The organism is Georgenia sp. Z1344 (assembly GCF_057652375.1).
This window is the reverse complement of sequence record NZ_CM172728.1, coordinates 2,561,155-2,578,413: the sequence shown is the minus strand read 5'-3', so window position 1 is coordinate 2,578,413 and position 17,259 is coordinate 2,561,155. Positions and strand designations below refer to the sequence as shown.

16 protein-coding genes are annotated in these 17,259 nt (G+C 75.0%); 7 read left to right on the top strand and 9 right to left on the bottom strand.

The genetic code is table 11. From position 1 onward, the window contains the following. Positions 1-58: 58 nt before the first annotated feature. Complete coding sequence (locus AC24FB_RS11685; RefSeq protein ID WP_425715467.1) at positions 59-976, bottom strand: DUF3152 domain-containing protein; 918 nt, start codon at positions 974-976, stop codon at positions 59-61. A gap of 126 nt (positions 977-1,102) precedes the next feature. On the opposite strand from AC24FB_RS11685, the gene AC24FB_RS11680 reads away from it, so the two are divergent. Both AC24FB_RS11680 and AC24FB_RS11675 read left to right on the top strand, forming a co-directional pair. Next, complete coding sequence (locus tag AC24FB_RS11680; RefSeq protein ID WP_425715466.1) at positions 1,103-1,327, top strand: DUF3107 domain-containing protein; 225 nt, start codon at positions 1,103-1,105, stop codon at positions 1,325-1,327. A gap of 175 nt (positions 1,328-1,502) precedes the next feature. Then, on the top strand, positions 1,503-3,149 hold the full coding sequence (locus AC24FB_RS11675; RefSeq protein WP_425715465.1) for a DEAD/DEAH box helicase: 1,647 nt from the start codon (positions 1,503-1,505) through the stop codon (positions 3,147-3,149). Positions 3,150-3,234: 85 nt separating this feature from the next. Here the strand turns inward: AC24FB_RS11675 and AC24FB_RS11670 are convergent, their stop codons facing one another. Both AC24FB_RS11670 and AC24FB_RS11665 read right to left on the bottom strand, forming a co-directional pair. After that, complete coding sequence (locus tag AC24FB_RS11670) at positions 3,235-3,861, bottom strand: MarC family protein (RefSeq protein WP_425715464.1); 627 nt, start codon at positions 3,859-3,861, stop codon at positions 3,235-3,237. Beyond that, a complete protein-coding gene (locus AC24FB_RS11665; RefSeq protein ID WP_425715463.1) occupies positions 3,858-4,724 on the bottom strand; it encodes a PHP domain-containing protein in 867 nt (288 codons plus the stop codon). The genes AC24FB_RS11670 and AC24FB_RS11665 overlap by 4 nt, the downstream gene beginning before the upstream one ends. Before the next feature lie 132 nt (positions 4,725-4,856). Between AC24FB_RS11665 and AC24FB_RS11660 the strand changes: the two genes are divergently transcribed. Then, positions 4,857-6,419: an aminopeptidase P family protein gene (locus tag AC24FB_RS11660; protein ID WP_425715462.1), complete on the top strand. Its 1,563-nt coding sequence runs from the start codon at positions 4,857-4,859 to the stop codon at positions 6,417-6,419. 8 nt (positions 6,420-6,427) lie between these two features. On the opposite strand, the gene AC24FB_RS11655 is transcribed toward AC24FB_RS11660, so the two are convergent. Beyond that, positions 6,428-7,282, bottom strand: a complete 855-nt coding sequence (locus tag AC24FB_RS11655; protein ID WP_425715461.1) for a sugar phosphate isomerase/epimerase family protein — start codon at positions 7,280-7,282, stop codon at positions 6,428-6,430. After that, entirely contained in the window at positions 7,279-8,304 is a 1,026-nt protein-coding gene (locus AC24FB_RS11650) for a YflT domain-containing protein (RefSeq protein WP_425715460.1), read from the bottom strand. Before AC24FB_RS11650 ends, AC24FB_RS11655 begins: the two co-directional genes overlap by 4 nt. A 153-nt stretch (positions 8,305-8,457) precedes the next feature. On the opposite strand from AC24FB_RS11650, the gene AC24FB_RS11645 reads away from it, so the two are divergent. The 3 genes from AC24FB_RS11645 to AC24FB_RS11635 are packed head-to-tail and all read left to right on the top strand — an operon-like array spanning position 8,458 to position 11,520. Beyond that, complete coding sequence (locus tag AC24FB_RS11645) at positions 8,458-9,768, top strand: magnesium transporter MgtE N-terminal domain-containing protein (protein ID WP_425715459.1); 1,311 nt, start codon at positions 8,458-8,460, stop codon at positions 9,766-9,768. Then, on the top strand, positions 9,761-10,390 hold the full coding sequence (locus AC24FB_RS11640) for a DUF1003 domain-containing protein (RefSeq protein ID WP_425715458.1): 630 nt from the start codon (positions 9,761-9,763) through the stop codon (positions 10,388-10,390). The genes AC24FB_RS11645 and AC24FB_RS11640 overlap by 8 nt, the downstream gene beginning before the upstream one ends. Beyond that, on the top strand, positions 10,387-11,520 hold the full coding sequence (locus AC24FB_RS11635; RefSeq protein ID WP_425715457.1) for an Mrp/NBP35 family ATP-binding protein: 1,134 nt from the start codon (positions 10,387-10,389) through the stop codon (positions 11,518-11,520). The genes AC24FB_RS11640 and AC24FB_RS11635 overlap by 4 nt, the downstream gene beginning before the upstream one ends. 22 nt (positions 11,521-11,542) lie before the next feature. On the opposite strand, the gene AC24FB_RS11630 is transcribed toward AC24FB_RS11635, so the two are convergent. Next, entirely contained in the window at positions 11,543-12,004 is a 462-nt protein-coding gene (locus tag AC24FB_RS11630; protein WP_425715456.1) for a twin-arginine translocase TatA/TatE family subunit, read from the bottom strand. A gap of 52 nt (positions 12,005-12,056) precedes the next feature. Continuing rightward, positions 12,057-14,132: a S1C family serine protease gene (locus tag AC24FB_RS11625; RefSeq protein WP_425715455.1), complete on the bottom strand. Its 2,076-nt coding sequence runs from the start codon at positions 14,130-14,132 to the stop codon at positions 12,057-12,059. A gap of 351 nt (positions 14,133-14,483) precedes the next feature. On the opposite strand from AC24FB_RS11625, the gene AC24FB_RS11620 reads away from it, so the two are divergent. Then, entirely contained in the window at positions 14,484-15,116 is a 633-nt protein-coding gene (locus AC24FB_RS11620; RefSeq protein ID WP_425715454.1) for an O-methyltransferase, read from the top strand. A gap of 55 nt (positions 15,117-15,171) precedes the next feature. Here AC24FB_RS11620 and AC24FB_RS11615 read toward each other — a convergent pair whose 3' ends face one another. Then, complete coding sequence (locus AC24FB_RS11615) at positions 15,172-16,848, bottom strand: leucyl aminopeptidase family protein (protein ID WP_425715453.1); 1,677 nt, start codon at positions 16,846-16,848, stop codon at positions 15,172-15,174. Between the two features lie 77 nt (positions 16,849-16,925). Continuing rightward, positions 16,926-17,093 carry a DUF3117 domain-containing protein gene (locus AC24FB_RS11610; protein ID WP_425715452.1) on the bottom strand — a complete coding sequence of 56 codons (168 nt, stop codon included), beginning with the start codon at positions 17,091-17,093 and terminating at the stop codon, positions 16,926-16,928. Between the last annotated feature and the right edge of the window lie 166 nt (positions 17,094-17,259).

Genomic DNA, 17,259 nt, shown 5'->3' with positions numbered 1-17,259 from the left:
CGATCAGGCCCGCGGGCGCACACCCGGTCCGGCCTCCCGGCCGGATCCGCGCGGGCGTCTACTCCTCGGCGGCCCAGGCGTTCGGCACGCAGCCCTGGAGACTGATCGACTGCTGGACCATGACGGGCGCGGGCTCCCCGGGGGCCGGGCAGTCGACGTGCTGGTGCCCGATGAGGTGGCCCACCTCGTGGTTGACGAGGTACTCCCGGTACTGCCGCAGCGTGCCCCCGGCCTCGAGGAACGGCTCGATCGACTCCCCGAACCGGTCGGCGTTGAGCACGGCGCGGCCGTTGCGGCCGCACGAGTAGATGCCGCCCACGTCGAGCGGCTCGCACAGCTCGATGCTCAGGGGGCCGTCCGCGAGCGTGACGCCGAAGTCCGCGTCCGCGTCGTCGACCCGCTCGAACGCGACCGAGCCGTCGTGGCCCCAGCCGCGGTCGTCGTTGAGCGTGGTCATCACGTAGTCCGCGAACGCCTCGCGGTCGATCGGGAGGCCGCGCTCGACCTCGACCCGCACCCGGTAGGTGTGCTCCGCCTCGCGGGGGGCCGGCTCGGCGCCCTCGACGACGCGCAGCGAGCCGGAGCCCTCCGCGCCCGCGAGGTCGCCCCGGATGCCGGCGGCGTAGGCGTCCTCGTCCACGCCCTCGGGGAGGTCGTCGGCGGCGGACCGCGCGGTCTCGGGGAGCCGGACGAGCTCGAAGAGGGTGGGATCGTCGTCGTCGTCGGGCAGGAGGGGGGAGAGCACGGGCGTGCCCGACGCGTCGGAGTCGTTCGCGACGGTGGTGTCCTGGGCTGTCGTGTCCCGGGCGCCCGCGCCTCGCGCGGGGGCGTGCGCGGTGACGGCGGCGGGGTCGGAGGCGTGTGCCCCGACGGCCGGCGCTGCGCCCGTCAGGGGCGAGGAGAGGACCGGAGCCGTCAGCAGCGCGGCGCACCCGAGGGCGCCGAGGAGCGTCGAACGTCGTCTGGAGGTGGACATCGTCGTCCATCCTGGCAGCCCGCCGCCACCGTTGTCAGTGAGCGTGCTTACGATGTCGGGGCACCGTCACGGTGCCACGCACGCACGCTCGAGGCCCGCCGCAGCGGGCCGGACGGAGGGACATCCATGCAGGTCACGATTGGTATGCGGGCGAGCATGCGCGACGTCGTCGTGGAGATCGACTCCGAGGAGGACGCGTTCGTCGCGTCGGTCCGCGAGGCGCTCGCCACGGACGCGCCGCTCGACGTCACAGACTCCAAGGGCAAGCGCTACCTCGTCCCCGCCGCCGCGATCGGCCACATCGAGATCGGCGCGGTCGAGGACCGCCGCGTGGGGTTCGGCCTCAGCTGAGTCCGGTGCCACTCCCCCGCGCCCGCCCCTCGGCGGCGCGGGGAGTATGGTCGGTCCCGTCCCGGCATGACCGGTCGCTGTCCTTGTGAATCCTCGGGCGCCTCTCTGCGCCCTGCCTCGTGTGCGATCGGCTGCCCGCGCCAACCGGCGCCCACCGATCGACCGAAGAAGGATCATGACCACCGCTGCCACCTCCGGCGTCGTCGACGTCTCCGGCGCCCACGCGCCCGTCGAGATCGACGCCGCCACCCCCGACATCACCGACGCCGGCACCGTGCCCGCCGCGGTCGAGCAGACCTTCGCCGACATCGGCGTGGCCGAGCCGATCGCCGGCGCCCTGCGCGACGTCGGGATCACGCACCCGTTCCCCATCCAGGCGCTCACGCTGCCGGTCGCGCTCAAGCGCGCGGACATCATCGGGCAGGCCAAGACCGGTACCGGCAAGACGCTCGGCTTCGGCATCCCGCTGCTCCAGCACACGGTCGCCCCCGGCGAGGACGGGTACGACGAGCTGCTCGACCCCGGCGCCCCGCAGGGCCTCGTCGTGGTCCCCACGCGCGAGCTCGCCAAGCAGGTCGCCGAGGACCTCGTCGCCGCCTCGCGCCGCCGGTCCGTGCGGATCGTCCAGGTCTACGGCGGCCGCGCCTACGAGCCGCAGATCGCCGCGCTCGAGGCCGGCGTCGAGGTCGTCGTCGGCACGCCGGGCCGCCTCATCGACCTGCTCAAGCAGAAGGTGCTGCGCCTGAGCTCGGTGTCCACGGTCGTCCTCGACGAGGCCGACGAGATGCTCGACCTCGGCTTCCTGCCCGACGTCGAGACCCTGCTCTCGCGGACCCCCGCGAACCGCCACACCATGCTGTTCTCGGCCACGATGCCGGGCGCCGTCGTCTCGCTGGCTCGGCGGTACATGACGCGGCCCACCCACATCCGTGCGCAGGACCCCGACGACACGGGTGCGACCGTCAAGGCCATCCGTCAGGTCGTCTACCGCGCGCACGCGATGAACAAGGTCGAGATGCTCGCGCGCATCCTCCAGGCCCGCGAGCGCGGCCTGACGATCGTCTTCACGCGCACCAAGCGCACCGCCGCCAAGGTGGCCGACGACCTCGCCGACCGCGGGTTCGCCTCCGCGTCCATCCACGGCGACCTCGGCCAGGGCGCCCGCGAGCAGGCGCTGCGCGCGTTCCGCACCGGCAAGGTCGACGTCCTCGTGGCCACCGACGTGGCGGCCCGCGGCATCGACGTCGACGACGTCACGCACGTCATCAACTACCAGTGCCCCGAGGACGAGAAGATCTACCTCCACCGCATCGGCCGCACCGGCCGCGCGGGCAACTCCGGCACCGCGGTGACGTTCGTCGACTGGGACGACATCCCCCGCTGGTCGGTCGTCAACAACGCGCTGGGCCTCGGCCTGGCCGAGCCGCCCGAGACGTACCACACCTCCGAGCACCTCTACGCGGACCTCGACATCCCCGAGGGCACCGGCGGCACCCTGCCCCGCTCCGCCCGCACCCGCGCGGGGCTCGACGCCGAGCAGGTCGAGGACCTCGGCGAGACCGGCAAGTCCGCCGGCTCGCGCCAGAGCGCCCGGTCCGGCGGCGGCCGTGGCCGCTCCGGTGGCGACCGCTCCGGCGGCCGGAACGGTGGCGGTCGCTCCGGCGGCGAGGGCCGGTCGCGCTCCGAGCGCTCCGGCGGCACCCGGTCCGAGGGCTCCGGCGAGGGCGGCTCGGGTCGTCCGCGGCGGCGCCGTCGTCGTCGCACCGGCGGTTCGGGCGGCGACGGGTCGGGCTCCGCAGCCCCCGCCTCGTCCAGCGACTGACGAAGGATCCCCACTCGGCGGTTCGCCGCCCCGACCACGCCCGCCCGGGACCACCGGGCGGGCGTCGTCGTCGTCGTGCCCGGTCCTACCGACCCAGGTACATGTCGACGAACGCGAACGTCGCCGTGGCCATGAGCTGGACAGCGATGGCGGCGAGCAGCATGCCGGACAGGCGGGTAACGAGCGTGGTCCCGGACGCCCCCAGCACGCGGTGGACGATGCTGGAGAACCGCAGGGACAGCCAGATGACGAGGTGGACGGCGACGATGCCGATCGCCACGCCGACCAGGGTGGGTGCCGTGTCCGCCTGCTGCACCGCGAGCATCGCCGCGACGATCGACCCGGGCCCGGCCATGAGCGGCGTGCCCATGGGGACGAGCGCGACGGCGGCACCGGACCCGGACGGCCCGGGTTCCTCGGCGGCGCCGGTGAGCAGCTGCATCGCGACGAGGAGCAGGAGCAGGCCGCCCGCGAGCTGGAGCGCCGGCACCGTGATGCCCAGGAACTCGAGGATGTAGGGCCCACCGACGGCGAACGCCCCGATCACCCCGAACGAGACCGAGGTGGCGAGGAACGCGGCACGCTGACGTTCCTTGACCGTCATCGTCGAGGTGAGGGAGAGGAAGATGGGCAGGTTGCCCACCGGGTCCATGATGACGAACAGCGTGACGAACGTGGACAGCAGGATCGTCCAGTCGACCACGCCGCTCATCCGGCGTTCCCCGGGACCACGAGCGGGAGCGTGCCGGCGGCGACGATGCGCGCAAGCTGGTCGGGCGCCGTGAGGTGGTCCCCGAGGCGGTTGGACTTGCCGGTGCCGTGGTAGTCGGAGCTGCCCGTGACGACGAGGTCGAGGCGCTCGGCGAGGGCGCGCAGGGCGGTGCGCGTGTCGTCGTCGTGGTCGAGGTGGTCGACCTCGAGGCCGAGCAGGCCGGCCTCGATCGCCCCGCGCATGCCTGCCTCCGGGAGCGCGCGACCGCGGACGGCCCCCGGGTGCGCCATCACCGGCACTCCCCCGGCGCCGCGGACGAGCTCGATCGCCTCACGGACGTCGGGGGCGTAGTGCGGGACGTAGTACCTCGTCCGGTTGGCGCAGGGGCCGCCGGGGGCGAAGGCGGCGTCGCGGTCGGGGACGTGCCCGGCGGCGACGAGGGCGTCGGCGATGTGCGGACGGCCGACGGTGGCGCCGTCCGTGACCTGCGCGAGGACGTCCTCCCAGGTGATGGGGAAGTCGACGGCGATGCGCTCGACCATCTCCCGGGCCCGCTCCACGCGCGAGCTGCGGGCCCGTTCGGTGCGCTCGAGGAGCGCGGGGTTCACCGGGTCGTGGAGGTAGGACAGCAGGTGGACCGAGCGCCCCTCGAACTGGGTGGAGATCTCCATGCCGCGTAGGAGCGCGACACCGTGGACCTGCGCGGCGGCGACGGCCTCCGACCAGCCGGCGGTCGTGTCGTGGTCGGTGAGGCCGAGGACGTCGATCCCCGCCCGCGCCGCCGCGGCCACCAGCTCGCCCGGGGTCTCGGTCCCGTCCGACACCGACGAGTGGGTGTGGGGGTCGATGCGCGTCGTCGTCACGGACGGAGTGTACGAGGCGCGCCGCGGCCGGTCCGACGCCGTCGCTCCTCACCGGGGGACGGCGGGGCCGGGGCCCGTCACCGGCGGCCGGCCCCGTTCCCGGCCACCTGACGGCGGTGGGACGATGAGCGCATGACGACCGCTGCCGATGAGCACCCGACGACCACGCCCACCGACGACCAGCCGGTCGAGGACCGGGGGTCGAACCGGTCGCAGCGGCCGAGCTCGGCGGCGTTCCGCGCCTTCATCGCGGACGGGTGGGAGGAGCGGGAGTCGCCGCTCCCGGAGCGGCTGGCCTCGGCGGCGACGGCGGCCACGGCCCGCGCGGCGCTCTCGCTCGACCTGCCCGGCGAGCGCCTCGTGCTGCCCGGCGGCGACCTGCGGGTGCGGAGCAACGACACCGACTACATCTTCCGGGCGCACTCGGCGTTCGCCCACCTCACGGGTTGGGGATCGGCGACCGAGCCGGACTCCGTGCTCGTGCTGCACCCGGCCGAGGCGGGCGAGGACGGCTCGACCGCCGGCCACGAGGCCGTCCTCTACTTCCGCCCACGCGCCGGCAAGGACACCGAGGAGTTCTACGCGGACGCCCGGTACGGCGAGCTGTGGGTCGGCGAGCGCCCCTCCCTCGAGGAGGTCGCGGCGGCCACCGGCCTGCGCACGGCCCACATCGACACCCTGCGCGACGACCTGGCGAAGGACGCCGGGGTCGGCCAGGTCCAGGTCCGGCTCGTGCGCGGGGCCGACCAGGCCGTCACCGAGCTCGTCGACCAGGTGCGCGCGCAGGCGGGGCTCACGGGGACCGAGACGGTCGACGCCGAGCTGACCGAGCGACTCTCGGAGCTCCGGCTCGTCAAGGTCTCCTGGGAGGTCGGCGAGCTGCGGGCGGCCGTCGCGGCCACCGCGCGGGGCTTCGAGGACGTCGTCCGGTCCTTTCCGCGCGCGTCCGGGCACGCGCGGGGCGAGCGCATCGTCGAGGGCGCGTTCGCCGCGCGGGCGCGGCTCGACGGCAACGGCATCGGGTACGACACGATCGCCGCCGCCGGCAACCACGCGAACACCCTGCACTGGATCCACAACGACGGTGAGGTGCGCGCGGGCGACCTCGTCCTGATCGACGCCGGGGTGGAGGTCGACTCGCTCTACACGGCCGACGTCACGCGCACCCTCCCGGTCGACGGCACGTTCACCGAGCCCCAGCGCCGCGTCTACCGGGCGGTGCTCGACGCCGCCGACGCCGCGTTCGCGGTGGCCGGGCGGGTGAACGAGGACGGGTCGCGGGTCCGGTTCCGGGACGTCCACGCCGCGGCGATGGAGGTCGTCGCCGCCCGGCTGGCCGAGTGGGGGATGCTGCCCGTCGACGCCGCGTCCTCGCTCGAGCCGGAGGGGCAGTACCACCGGCGCTGGATGGTCCACGGGACGTCGCACCACCTCGGGCTCGACGTCCACGACTGCGCGCAGGCCCGCCGCGAGATGTACCTCGACGCGGAGCTCGTTCCCGGGATGGTCTTCACCATCGAGCCGGGCCTCTACCTGCGCGCCGACGACCTCAAGGTGCCCGAGGACATGCGCGGGATCGGCGTGCGGATCGAGGACGACGTCCTCGTCACCGAGACCGGCGTGGAGAACCTGTCGGCGGCCCTGCCGCGCACCCCCGAGGCGATCGAGGAGTGGATGGCCGCCCTGCGCGGCTGACGGACCGCCTAGTCCCCGGAGGTCCCGGACTCCCCCGACGACGACGTTCCCGGCGCCGCACCGTCTCGCACCGGCGCCAGGTGCTCGCGCGCGAACCGCAGCGACTCCATGTTCATCGTGCGGCGCTGGAGCGTGGACACGGACCGGGTGTTGATCTCGACGACCACCGAGCCGGAGAACCCCGTGTCCCGGAGGTGGTGGAGGACCTCGGCGCACGGCTGGTTGCCGCGGCCGGGCACGAGGTGCTCGTCCTTGATCGTGCCCGTGCCGTCGGTGAGGTGGAGGTGGGCGAGCTTGTCCCCCAGGGACCGCACCATCGACATCGTGGCGTCGGCGTCCATCCCGGACGTGGCCGCGTGCGAGAGGTCGATCGTCACCGAGCCGTAGTCGTGCTCGGTCGGGTCCCAGCCCGGCGAGTAGGCCTTGAGGTGGGCGCCGCCGGCCTGGGCCTGCCAGGTGAACATGTTCTCCACCGCGAGCCGCACGCCGTCGCCGGCCGCCTCCCGCTCGGCGATGGCCTCGACGAACCGCCTGGCGTACTTCCTCTGCCACCGGAACGGCGGATGGAGCACGACGACGCCGGCCCCGACCTCTCCCGCGAGGTCCACCGAGCGGTCGACCTTGTCCCACGGCTCCCGGCCCCACACGCCCTGGGTGAGCAGCAGCGTGGGCGCGTGGATCGCGTGGACCGGGATGCCGTACTTCTTCGACAGCGCGTTGATGAGCCGCGGCTCGCGGGACTCCGGCGCCGTGAGCACCATGATCTCGACGCCGTCGTAGCCGAGCTCGGCCGCGAGGGCGAACGTGTCCTCGACCGACCCGGGCATCACCGAGGCCGTCGAGAGGCCGACCGGGATGCTCACTGCTGGTCGTGCCCGCCCGCGTCGGGGGCCGTCCGGTTCTCGGCGGCCCCCCGGTGCTCGTCCGCCGCGCGCAGCTGGGCCTCGGCGTGGGCCCGCTGGTCGGGGGTGAGGTCCTCGAGGCGGGCGCCGTAGCGGGGCGCCCCGTCCGCCGTCGGCTCGAACCCGGCGGGGGCGGGACGAGGCGCGCTGTCCGCGCCGGCCTCGGCACCCGCGGGCTGTTCGGCCCCGTACGCGGGGGTGCCGGCGTCATGGCCCCCGTGCACCGACGCTCCCGCGTCGTGGGTGCCGGCGGGGTGCGAGCCGGTCGCACCCTCGCCGCGCGCGCCGGGGGTCCAGGCGTCCTGACCGCCGTCGGGCTGCCCGCTCGTCCCGGGGGTGCCCGCGTGTCCGGGCATGCCGCCGTGTCCGGGCGCGCCCGCCTGACCCTGCGTGCCCGCCGGCCCGCCCGCGTGCTGCGGTGCCCCGTGCGCGGACACGCCGTACGCACCCTGCCCCGCGCCGTACGCCCCCGCACCCTGTTGGGCGGCCGGCGCGTTGCCGAGCAGCCCCTCCTTCTGGAGGGCGGCACGCATCTCGTCGGCCACGGTCGGCCCGGCGATGATGACGTACCGCTTGGCGACCACGGTGCTCGAGGAGGTGAAGTCGCGGGTCTTGGGGCGCACGGCGTAGCTGACGATCCCGAGAAGCACGCCGAAGGCCGCGCCCACGAGCACGGGGATGACGAAGTCGACGAGCCCGAAGTTCCCGATGACCAGCCACATGACCAGCGCCATCATCAGGCCGAACCAGGCGCCGGTCAGCGCGCCGGAGCCCGCCACCTTCCCGTAGTCGAGCCGCCCCGTGATGCGCTCGACGAGCCGCAGGTCCTCGCCGACGATCGACACGAGCCGCACGTCGTGGTCCGTGTCCGAGAGGTGGTCGACGGCACGCTGCGCATCCTCGTAGCTGGAGTACGCGGCGAGCTGGACCCCCGTGGGGATCGACAGCGCCCTCGCGCCGAGCGGCTGGTTCTGGATCGACATGGGTCCAGTATCCCGCCCGGCGCGGCCGGGCCGCCACCGCGCTCCACTCCCGGCGAAACAACGCTCCGCTCCCGGCGTGACCGCGCCCCGCTCCCCGCGTCATCACGGCCCGTCCCCGGCGCCGCCCGCACGGCCGCGGTTACGCTTCGACGCGTGTCAGCCACCACGCCCCGCCCGACCAACGTCGCGCGCGTCTACGTGGCCCGCCTCGCCGGCACCACCGTGTTCGACCCGATCGGTGACCAGGTGGGACGGGTCCGTGACGTCGTCCTGCTCACCCGCGTCCGCGCCGCGCCCCGCGCCGTCGGGCTCGTGGTCGAGGTGCCCGGCCGGCGCCGCATCTTCGTCCCCCTCACCCGGGTGACGGCGATCGAGCCCGGGGCCGTCATCACCACCGGGCTGCTCAACCTGCGCCGGTTCCAGGCCCGGATGGCCGAGCGCCAGGTGGTCGGCGAGCTGCTCGACCGCCGCGTCACGCTGACGGACGGGTCGGGCGACGCGTCGGTCCTCGACATCGCGATCGAGCAGCAGCGCAACCGCGACTGGCTCGCCACCAAGCTGTTCGTGCGGCGGATCAGGCCGCGCGCGACCTTCCAGCGCGGGGAGACCCTCGTCGTCGGGATCGACGAGGTGACCGGCCTGACGGGCGCCGCGCTCGCCCAGGGCACCGAGTCTCTGCTCGCGCAGCTCACCGACCTCAAGCCGGCCGACGTCGCGGACGTCCTCCACGACCTGCCCGACCAGCGGCGCCTCGACGTGGCGCGGCACCTGCCCGACGAGCGGCTGGCCGACGTCCTCGAGGAGCTCGGCGAGGACGACCGGGTGCACATCGTCTCCGGGCTCGACCTCGAGCGGGCGGCCGACGTCCTCGACGTCATGCAGCCCGACGACGCCGCCGACCTCATGTCCGAGCTGCCCGAGACCACGGCCGCGACCCTGCTCGAGCGGATGGAGCCCGAGGAGGCCGAGGACGTGCGCCGGCTCCTGGCCTACGACGAGCACACCGCCGGTGGTCTGATGACGACCGAGCCCGTCATCCTCCCGCCGGAGGCGACCGTGGCGACCCTGCTCGCCCACGCGCGGCGCAGCGACGTCCCGGCCGCCCTCGGCGCCCTGACGTTCATCGCCCGCCCCCCGCTCGAGACCCCGACGGGCCGGCTGCTCGGCGTGGTCCACCTCCAGCGCGCGCTGCGCGAGCCGCCGACCACTCCGGTGGGCACGATCCTCGACAAGGACATCGACCCGGTGCTGCCGACCGACGGCCTGGGCAAGGTCACCCGCCTGCTGGCGACCTACAACCTCACCGCCCTGCCGGTGGGGGACGAGGACGGCCGCCTGCTCGGCGCCGTCTCCGTGGACGACGTCCTCGACCACCTCCTGCCGGAGGACTGGCGCGAGGCCGACGAGGACGTGACCGACGAGGCCATGGACGAGAGCGTGGAGGAGCGGCGCACCGATGACTGACCGGCTCGACACCCCCACCAGCCGGCGCCCCTGGTTCACGCGGCGCCCGTCCGACCCGGACAAGGTCGGCCGCGTCTCCGAGTCGGTGGCCGTCTTCTTCGGCACGCCCCGATTCCTCGTCTACCTCACCGTGTTCGTCACGGTCTGGCTCGTGTGGAACTCGTTCGCGCCCGTGGCCTGGCGGTTCGACTCCCAGGAGTTCGGGTTCACCCTGCTCACGCTCATGCTCTCGCTGCAGGCCTCCTACTCCTCGCCGCTCATCCTGCTCGCGCAGAGCCGGCAGGTGGACCGCGACCGGGTCTCGGCCGAGCAGGATCGCCAGCGCGCGGAGCGCACGCTCGCGGACACGGAGTACCTCACCCGCGAGATCGCCTCGCTGCGGATGGCGGTCGGCGAGGTCGCCACCCGCGACTTCGTCCGCTCCGAGCTGCGCGACCTCCTCGCCGAGGAGGTGGCCGACCGCGACCGGCGGATCGTCGAGCTCGAGCGGGAGGTCACCGAGCTGCGTGGCCGGGCCGGGGGCGATATGTCCGACGACGAACCCCCGGTGGGCGACTCCGCACCCGCGGGTGACCAGAGCCACCAGGATCGGGGCCCGGGGCTGCCTACCATGGAGGCATGACCGCCCCCACCGTCGAGACCGTCCGCGCCGAGCTGACCACGGTGATCGACCCCGAGATCCGCCGCCCCATCACCGAGCTGGGGATGGTGCGCAGCATCGAGATCGAGGAGTCGGGCGAGGTCGAGGTCGGCATCGACCTCACCACCGCGGGCTGCCCGCTCAAGGACACGATCACCCGGGACGTGACGAACGCCGTGGCCGCGCTCGAGGGTGTGAGCGGCGTCCGGGTCGCGATGGGCGTGATGACCGACGAGCAGCGCAAGGAGCTGAAGACGCAGCTCCGCGGCGGCACGCCGGAGCCGGAGATCCCCTTCAGCAAGCCCGGCAGCCTCACCCGCATCTACGCGGTCACGTCCGGCAAGGGCGGCGTCGGCAAGTCGACGGTCACCGCGAACCTCGCCACCGCGATGGCGGCGACCGGCCTCAAGGTCGGGGTGCTCGACGCCGACATCTACGGCTTCTCCATCCCGCGCATGCTCGGGGTCGAGCTGCCGCCGACCAAGGTCGACGACATGATCCTCCCGCCGGTCGCGCACGACGTGAAGGTCATCTCGATCGGCATGTTCGTCCAGGACCGCAGCCCGGTCGTGTGGCGCGGACCGATGCTGCACCGCGCGCTCCAGCAGTTCCTCGCCGACGTCTTCTGGGGCGACCTCGACGTCCTGCTCCTCGACCTCCCGCCCGGGACCGGCGACATCGCGATCTCCGTGGCCCAGCTGCTGCCCGGCTCGGAGATCCTCGTCGTCACCACGCCGCAGGTCGCGGCCTCCGAGGTGGCCGAGCGCGCCGGCACGATCGCGACCCAGACCCGCCAGAAGGTGGTCGGCGTGGTCGAGAACATGAGCTGGTTCGACGGCCCGGACGGCTCGCGCACCGAGCTGTTCGGCTCGGGCGGCGGCGGGGAGACCGCGACGCGGCTGAGCGAGACCCTCGGCTACGACGTGCCGCTGCTCGCGCAGCTGCCCCTCGAGGTGGCGATCCGCGAGTCCGGCGACTCCGGCGTCCCGGCCACGCTGTCCGGCGACGCGGCATCCTCCCCCGCCACCGGCGCCCTGCTCGACCTCGCGGCGACGCTGGGCACCCGGGCGCGCGGCCTCGCCGGCCGCTCGTTGGGCGTCACGCCGGTCTGACCCGCTCGGGCCGGCGACGGGGTCAGGTCGCGTCGGGGTCGTGGGGCGCCGGCCGCGCCTGGTCGAAGGGGTCGGGGCGGCGTCGCTCATCGGCGCCGGCCGCGGACACTGCCCCGGTCCCGCGCGACTGTCCCGGGCCCGCGCCCGAGCTCGCGGTCGCCGTGACGCCCGCCGCCGAACCCGTGGCGGCGGCGCTCGAGCCGGCACCCGTAGCGGTGCCGGCCCGGCCCGCGGTGCGCGCAGGCTCCTTCATCGCGTCGGCGACGATCCGGCGCGGGTCGTACTGGCGCGGGTCGAGCGACTTGAGATCCTCGAGGTCGTCGCCGAGCTCGGCACGGACCTTGTCCCCGGTGTCGCGGGCGACCGCGGCGACCTTGCGCACGATGCGGGCGAGCTGACGGGAGAGCTCGGGGAGCTTCTCGGGGCCGACGACGAGGAAGCCCACGAGCAGCAGGACGACGAGCTCGCTCCCGCTGATCCCCATGACGCACCATCCTAGGCGGGCCGGGTCCCGGGTCCCGGCCCCGCCCCAGGGGTCAGAGGGGTTCCTCGACCTCTGCGAGGGTGACGTCGACCTCCTGCTCCTCGCCGTCGCGCTCGATGGTGAGCGTGACGACGTCACCGCCCTGGTGGGAGCGGACGAACACGATCACCTCCGACGGCTCGGTCACGGGCGTGCCGTCGAACGCGGTGATGATGTCCCCGGGCTCGATGCCCGCGTCGTCACCCGGTCCGTCGGGGACCACGCCGTCCTCGTCCTCGACGACCCGCACGCCCTCACCGAAGTAGCTCGGGTCGAGGCTGATGCCGATCTGGGCGAACGAGGCCGTGCCGTCCTCGATGAGCTGGCCGACGGTGGTCTCGACCTGGTTGGCGGGGATCGCGAAGCCGAGACCGATGCTGCCCGCGCCGCCCTCGCCGCTGGAGTAGATGACCGAGTTGATGCCGACGACCTCGCCGTCGTAGTTGAGCAGCGGCCCGCCCGAGTTGCCGGGGTTGATCGCGGCGTCGGTCTGCAGGGCGTTGATGTAGCTCTCGTCGCCGGGATCGCCCGCGGTGACGGGCCGGTTCCGCGCGGAGATGATCCCGGCGGTCACCGTGCCGGTGAGACCGAGCGGGGCGCCGACGGCGATGACCAGGTCGCCGACGACGACCTCGTCCGAGTCGGCGAGCACGAGCGGCGTGAGGCCCTCGCGCGGGACCTGGAGGACCGCGAGGTCGTATCCCGGCGAGCGGCCCACGAGCTCGGCCTCCTCCTGCGTCCCGTCGTGGAACGTCACGGTGAGCTGGCCACCGTCCAGCGCGGGCTCGACCACGTGGTTGTTCGTCACGATGAGGCCGTCCTCGGAGTAGATCATCCCCGTGCCGGAGCCGCCGACCTGGCCGTTGCGGGCCTCGATGTAGACGGTCGAGGCGAGCGCGATGTCCGAGATCTGGGCGACCGACGCGTCGGGCCGGTCGACCCCGACCGCCCCGCTCGCGGACTCGGGCGGATCCGACTCCTCGGAGTCGTCCTCGCCGATCACGGCGCTCGACTCGTCCCACAGCAGCCAGCGGCCGCCGAGCGCGCCGAGCACGAGGCCCGCCAGCAGCGCGACCGCCGTGATGAGGGCGACGACCGGCACGGCCACGCCCCGGCGCTGCGACCGGCCGGAGCCTCCGCCGTCTCCCGCGGACGCGCTGCGGTCGGCGCCGTAGCCCGAGCCACCGGCTGCGCCCGACCCGGCGCCGAAGCCGGAACCCGGGCCCGCACCGGAGCCGCCACCGAAGCCGCTGCCGGGGGCCGACGGGCTGCCGAACCCGCCGAACGAGGAGCCGGACCGGTCAGGCTGACCGGGCGACCCGACGGGCGCCGCGAAGCCGTGCCCGGGCTGGTGCGCCGCGCCGGCGGCCGACGCCGGGGAGCCCGAACCGGCCGCGGCCGCGCCCACTCCCGCCGCGGTGGGACCGGCGGAGCCGGAGAAGGACGACGACGAACCCCCACCGGGGCCCGCCTCGGGCTGCCCCGCGGGCCGGGTGGTCTCGGAGCTGCCCGCGCCGGGTGCACCGGCGGAGGGCACGCCGTGGGCCGCCGAGCCGTTGCTCGGCGAGGTGTACGCAGGAGCGCCAGGTCCCGTGGCCCCCGGGCCCGGGGCGGCGGAGCCGGCCGCCCCCTGCCCGTACGGACCGGGGGCCGCTCCGGGCCCACCGGGGGTGGGGCCGCTCTCGCCGGGAGCACCCTGGAAGGGGCGTGTGGCCCCGCTCTCGGGGGACCCCGCCATCGGGGAGTCTGGTCGGCCACCGACCTCGTGCGTGCCGGTGCCGGTGGGGCGCGCCGAGGGCATCGGCTGGCGCGCACCGGAGGGCATCCACCGGCCGTCGCCGTTGTCGGCGCGGTCCCGCGGCATCCCCACGGGACGCGCCGGGTTGGCCGGTCGCTGGGCGGGGCCGGGGTCACCGGCGGGCGCCCCCTGGGCGTGCCGGCCGCCAGGCTCGTCGCCGTCGTCCGTGGGCGGGGCGAACCGCGAGTACGGGCCCCCCTGCGTCGGGCCGTCCTGGCCCTGGCGCCCGTCCGGGTGCTGCGCGTCGTCGCCTCGACCCGGCCCGGCGGGGAACTGTCTCTCGTCGGCCATGTGACCCTCCTTCGTCCGGGCTTACGGTATCGCCGCGGGCGCCCCCGCGGGTGCGGACGCACGGTGAGCGCTCCCCGTCCTGCGCCTGGTCCCCGCCCCGGGCGACACCCGCCACCGGGCCCGTCGTGACCCGTCTCCCCCTCGGACCTCGCACCACCACCGGGCCCGTCGTGAGCCGTCTCCCCCCTCGGACCTCACACCACCACCGGGCCCCCTCGTGGCCCGCTCCTCGCACCCGGTTCCCACCCCCGGCCCTCACCCCGTCCCCGGCCCGCCTCCCGGCACCACGTGGGGCGCCCGCCTACGATCGGACGCAGTCCGGCACGCCGTGCCGTGGGAAGGGAGGACCGGATGTCGGTCGACAAGGCGCAGTCGTGGGCCTACGCGGAGGAGTTCGCCGCCGAGGGCGAGGTCATCACCCAGGCGCGTGCGCGCTCCGAGGAGCTCGGCGTCGGGCCGGTCTCCGCCGGGACGGGCGCGGTCCTCCGGCTGCTCGCCGCGACCGTCCGGGCCAAGGCCGTCGCCGAGATCGGCACCGGCACCGGGGTCTCGGGCCTCTGGCTCCTCGCCGGCATGCCGTCCGACGGCGTCCTCACCACGATCGACGTCGAGGGCGAGTACCAGCGTTCGGCCCGCGAGTCGTTCCTCGCGTTCGGCGTTCGTCCCGCCCGCACCCGCCTGATCTCGGGCCGCGCGCTCGACGTGGCGCCGCGCCTGGCGGACAGCGCCTACGACCTCGTCCACGTCGACGGCGACCCGGCCGAGGCACCGGAGTGCGTCGAGCAGGCCGTCCGCCTCCTGCGTCCCGGCGGCGTCCTCGTCGTCTCCGGCGCGCTCGCCGGTGACCGCGTCGCCGACCCGGCACGCCGCGACGACACGACCGTCACCGCGCGCGAGCTCGTCCGCTCCGTGCGGGACGACGAGCGCCTCCTGCCGACCCTGCTCACCGCCGGCACCGGCGTGGTCGCGGCCGTCCGGGTCTGACCGACGCGGGTCCGGCCGACACAGGTCCGGCCGACACAGGTCCGACCCACCGGGCTCAGGCCTCGCGCCCGTCCGGACCGAGGCCCACGAGCCAGTGCACGAGCAGCGCGGCGCCCACCCCGGTCGGCGCGCCCGTGGCGAGCCGCTTCCCACCCGTCGACCGGCCGGTCCCAGCGATGTCGAGGTGCGCCCACCGGCGCCCCTGGGTGAACCGGCGCAGGAACATGGCGGCGAAGATCGTGCCGCCCACGGCGTGGACGTCGGCGCGCGGGGTCTGCCGCACGTCGGCGAGGTCGGAGTCGAGTGCCGCCTCGGAGTCGTCGGGCATCGGCAGGCGCCACACCTTCTCCCCCGCGGCGTCACCGGCGGCGGCCAGCTCCTCCGCCAGCGCGTCGTCGGTGGCGAACAGCGCCGAGACCGTCGTCCCCAGCGCGATCTTGGCGGCTCCCGTGAGGGTCGCGACGTCGAGGATCGTGTCCGGGTCGGCCACGTCGATCGCGTGCGTCAGTCCGTCGGCAAGGACGAGGCGGCCCTCGGCGTCGGTGTTGCCGATCTCCACGGTGCGGCCGGACAGCGTGCGCACGACGTCGCCGGGGCGGTAGGCGCCGCCGCCGAATGCGTTCTCCGCGAGCGGCAGCACGGCGGTGACGGTGTGCGGCAGGCCGAGCCGGGCGGCCGCGAGGACGGTGGCGAGGACGACCGCCGAGCCCGCCATGTCCGTCGACATCGTCAGCATGCCGTCGGTCGGCTTCTTCGACAGGCCGCCGGTGTCGAACGTGATGCCCTTGCCGACGAGCGCGACCCGGCGACCGACGGGCGACGCGGGCGTGTAGGTGACGGTGACGAGCCGCGGCGGCGTGGGCGACCCGGCCCCGACGGCGAGGATCGCGCCGGCCCCGCGCTCCGCGAGGCGCGCCTCGTCCTGGACGTCGACGCTCACGCGCGCCCTGACCTCCGGCTCGAGCCCGTCGACGAGGTGCTGCGCGGCCGCGGCCGTCCACGCGGGGTTCTTGACGGTCGAGCGGGTCGCCGTCAGCGCCCGCGCGTGGTGGGTGGCGGTGACGGACTCGCGCGCGGCGGCCGGCACGTCGGTCCCCTCCGACCAGCCGGGCACGAGCAGCTCGACCGCCCCGACCGGGGGCTTCGCGGAGCTCGTGCGCGCGCGCGTCGGCAGCCGGTAGGCGTCGAGCCACAGGCCGGCCGCGAGGGCCGCCACGGCATCCGCAGGGGCCGCGGGGACGGCCGGGTCGCCGGCGGGCTGCTCGGTCGCTGCGTCGTCGGGGCCGATCGGGTCCGCCGTGCCCGCCGGGTCGGCGGCCCGAGCCGACTCGAGGACGACGACTCCGGAGGCCGCCCCCGCGAGCGCCCGACCGAGCCCGAGGCCCGCGGCGCGCAGGTCCGCGACTCCGGCGTCGCCGGTGCGGACGAGGTGGACGGTGGCCGGCAGTCCGGCCCACGGCACGTCGACGCCGTCGCGCATGCGCGGGAGCCGGACGGTGCGGACGCTGCCCGCGGTGCCGTCGGTGAGCTCGGCCTCGAGGTCGATGCCGTAGCGCTCGGCGACCTCGCCGGCGCGCGGTCCGGGGCCGTCCGCACCGACGAGGAGGGCAACGGCGTCGGGCACGGGGTCCGTGGCGAGCGCGTCCGACCACGGCCGGTCGCTGACGTCGAGCCCGGGAAGGCCGACGGGCGGCAGGTCGACGACGGGGGTGTCGCTCGGTTCACTGGGCACGGGACTCCTTCGGGGACGCCGACGGCCGGCCGCGTCGCGCGGCCGGCCGTCGGTGGGGTGTCTGGCGTCGGTCGGTGTCAGGAGGCGACGGCGGCGAGCGCCTCGCTCAACTCACCGGCCTCGGTCGCGTTGAGCTCGACCACCAGGCGGCCGCCGCCCTCGAGCGGGACGCGCATGACGATGCCGCGTCCCTCCTTCGTCACCTCGAGCGGCCCGTCCCCGGTCCTCGGCTTCATCGCTGCCATTGCCGCACCTCTCGTTCTCCTGCGTGATCGGGCCCGCAGCACCGGGGACCTACCCCGAAACCGTCTGCGCGGACACCATGGCCTCGTCCATTCTAGGTCACACCGGGACCTGTGCCGGATCGTGCGGTAGGGTCCGCCCCCGTCACGACCCGGGCGCCCTGCCGGG

What these genes read in the sequence shown, in the direction of transcription:
- AC24FB_RS11620 (WP_425715454.1), top strand. Translation starts at nt 14,484, where the DNA reads ATGTCGGTCGACAAGGCGCAGTCGTGGGCCTACGCGGAGGAGTTCGCC.
- AC24FB_RS11675 (WP_425715465.1), top strand. Translation starts at nt 1,503, where the DNA reads ATGACCACCGCTGCCACCTCCGGCGTCGTCGACGTCTCCGGCGCCCAC.
- AC24FB_RS11680 (WP_425715466.1), top strand. Translation starts at nt 1,103, where the DNA reads ATGCAGGTCACGATTGGTATGCGGGCGAGCATGCGCGACGTCGTCGTG.
- AC24FB_RS11650 (WP_425715460.1), bottom strand. Translation starts at nt 8,304, where the DNA reads ATGTCGATCCAGAACCAGCCGCTCGGCGCGAGGGCGCTGTCGATCCCC.
- AC24FB_RS11660 (WP_425715462.1), top strand. Translation starts at nt 4,857, where the DNA reads ATGACGACCGCTGCCGATGAGCACCCGACGACCACGCCCACCGACGAC.
- AC24FB_RS11610 (WP_425715452.1), bottom strand. Translation starts at nt 17,093, where the DNA reads ATGGCAGCGATGAAGCCGAGGACCGGGGACGGGCCGCTCGAGGTGACG.
- AC24FB_RS11630 (WP_425715456.1), bottom strand. Translation starts at nt 12,004, where the DNA reads ATGGGGATCAGCGGGAGCGAGCTCGTCGTCCTGCTGCTCGTGGGCTTC.
- AC24FB_RS11685 (WP_425715467.1), bottom strand. Translation starts at nt 976, where the DNA reads ATGTCCACCTCCAGACGACGTTCGACGCTCCTCGGCGCCCTCGGGTGC.
- AC24FB_RS11640 (WP_425715458.1), top strand. Translation starts at nt 9,761, where the DNA reads ATGACTGACCGGCTCGACACCCCCACCAGCCGGCGCCCCTGGTTCACG.
- AC24FB_RS11635 (WP_425715457.1), top strand. Translation starts at nt 10,387, where the DNA reads ATGACCGCCCCCACCGTCGAGACCGTCCGCGCCGAGCTGACCACGGTG.
- AC24FB_RS11670 (WP_425715464.1), bottom strand. Translation starts at nt 3,861, where the DNA reads ATGAGCGGCGTGGTCGACTGGACGATCCTGCTGTCCACGTTCGTCACG.
- AC24FB_RS11625 (WP_425715455.1), bottom strand. Translation starts at nt 14,132, where the DNA reads ATGGCCGACGAGAGACAGTTCCCCGCCGGGCCGGGTCGAGGCGACGAC.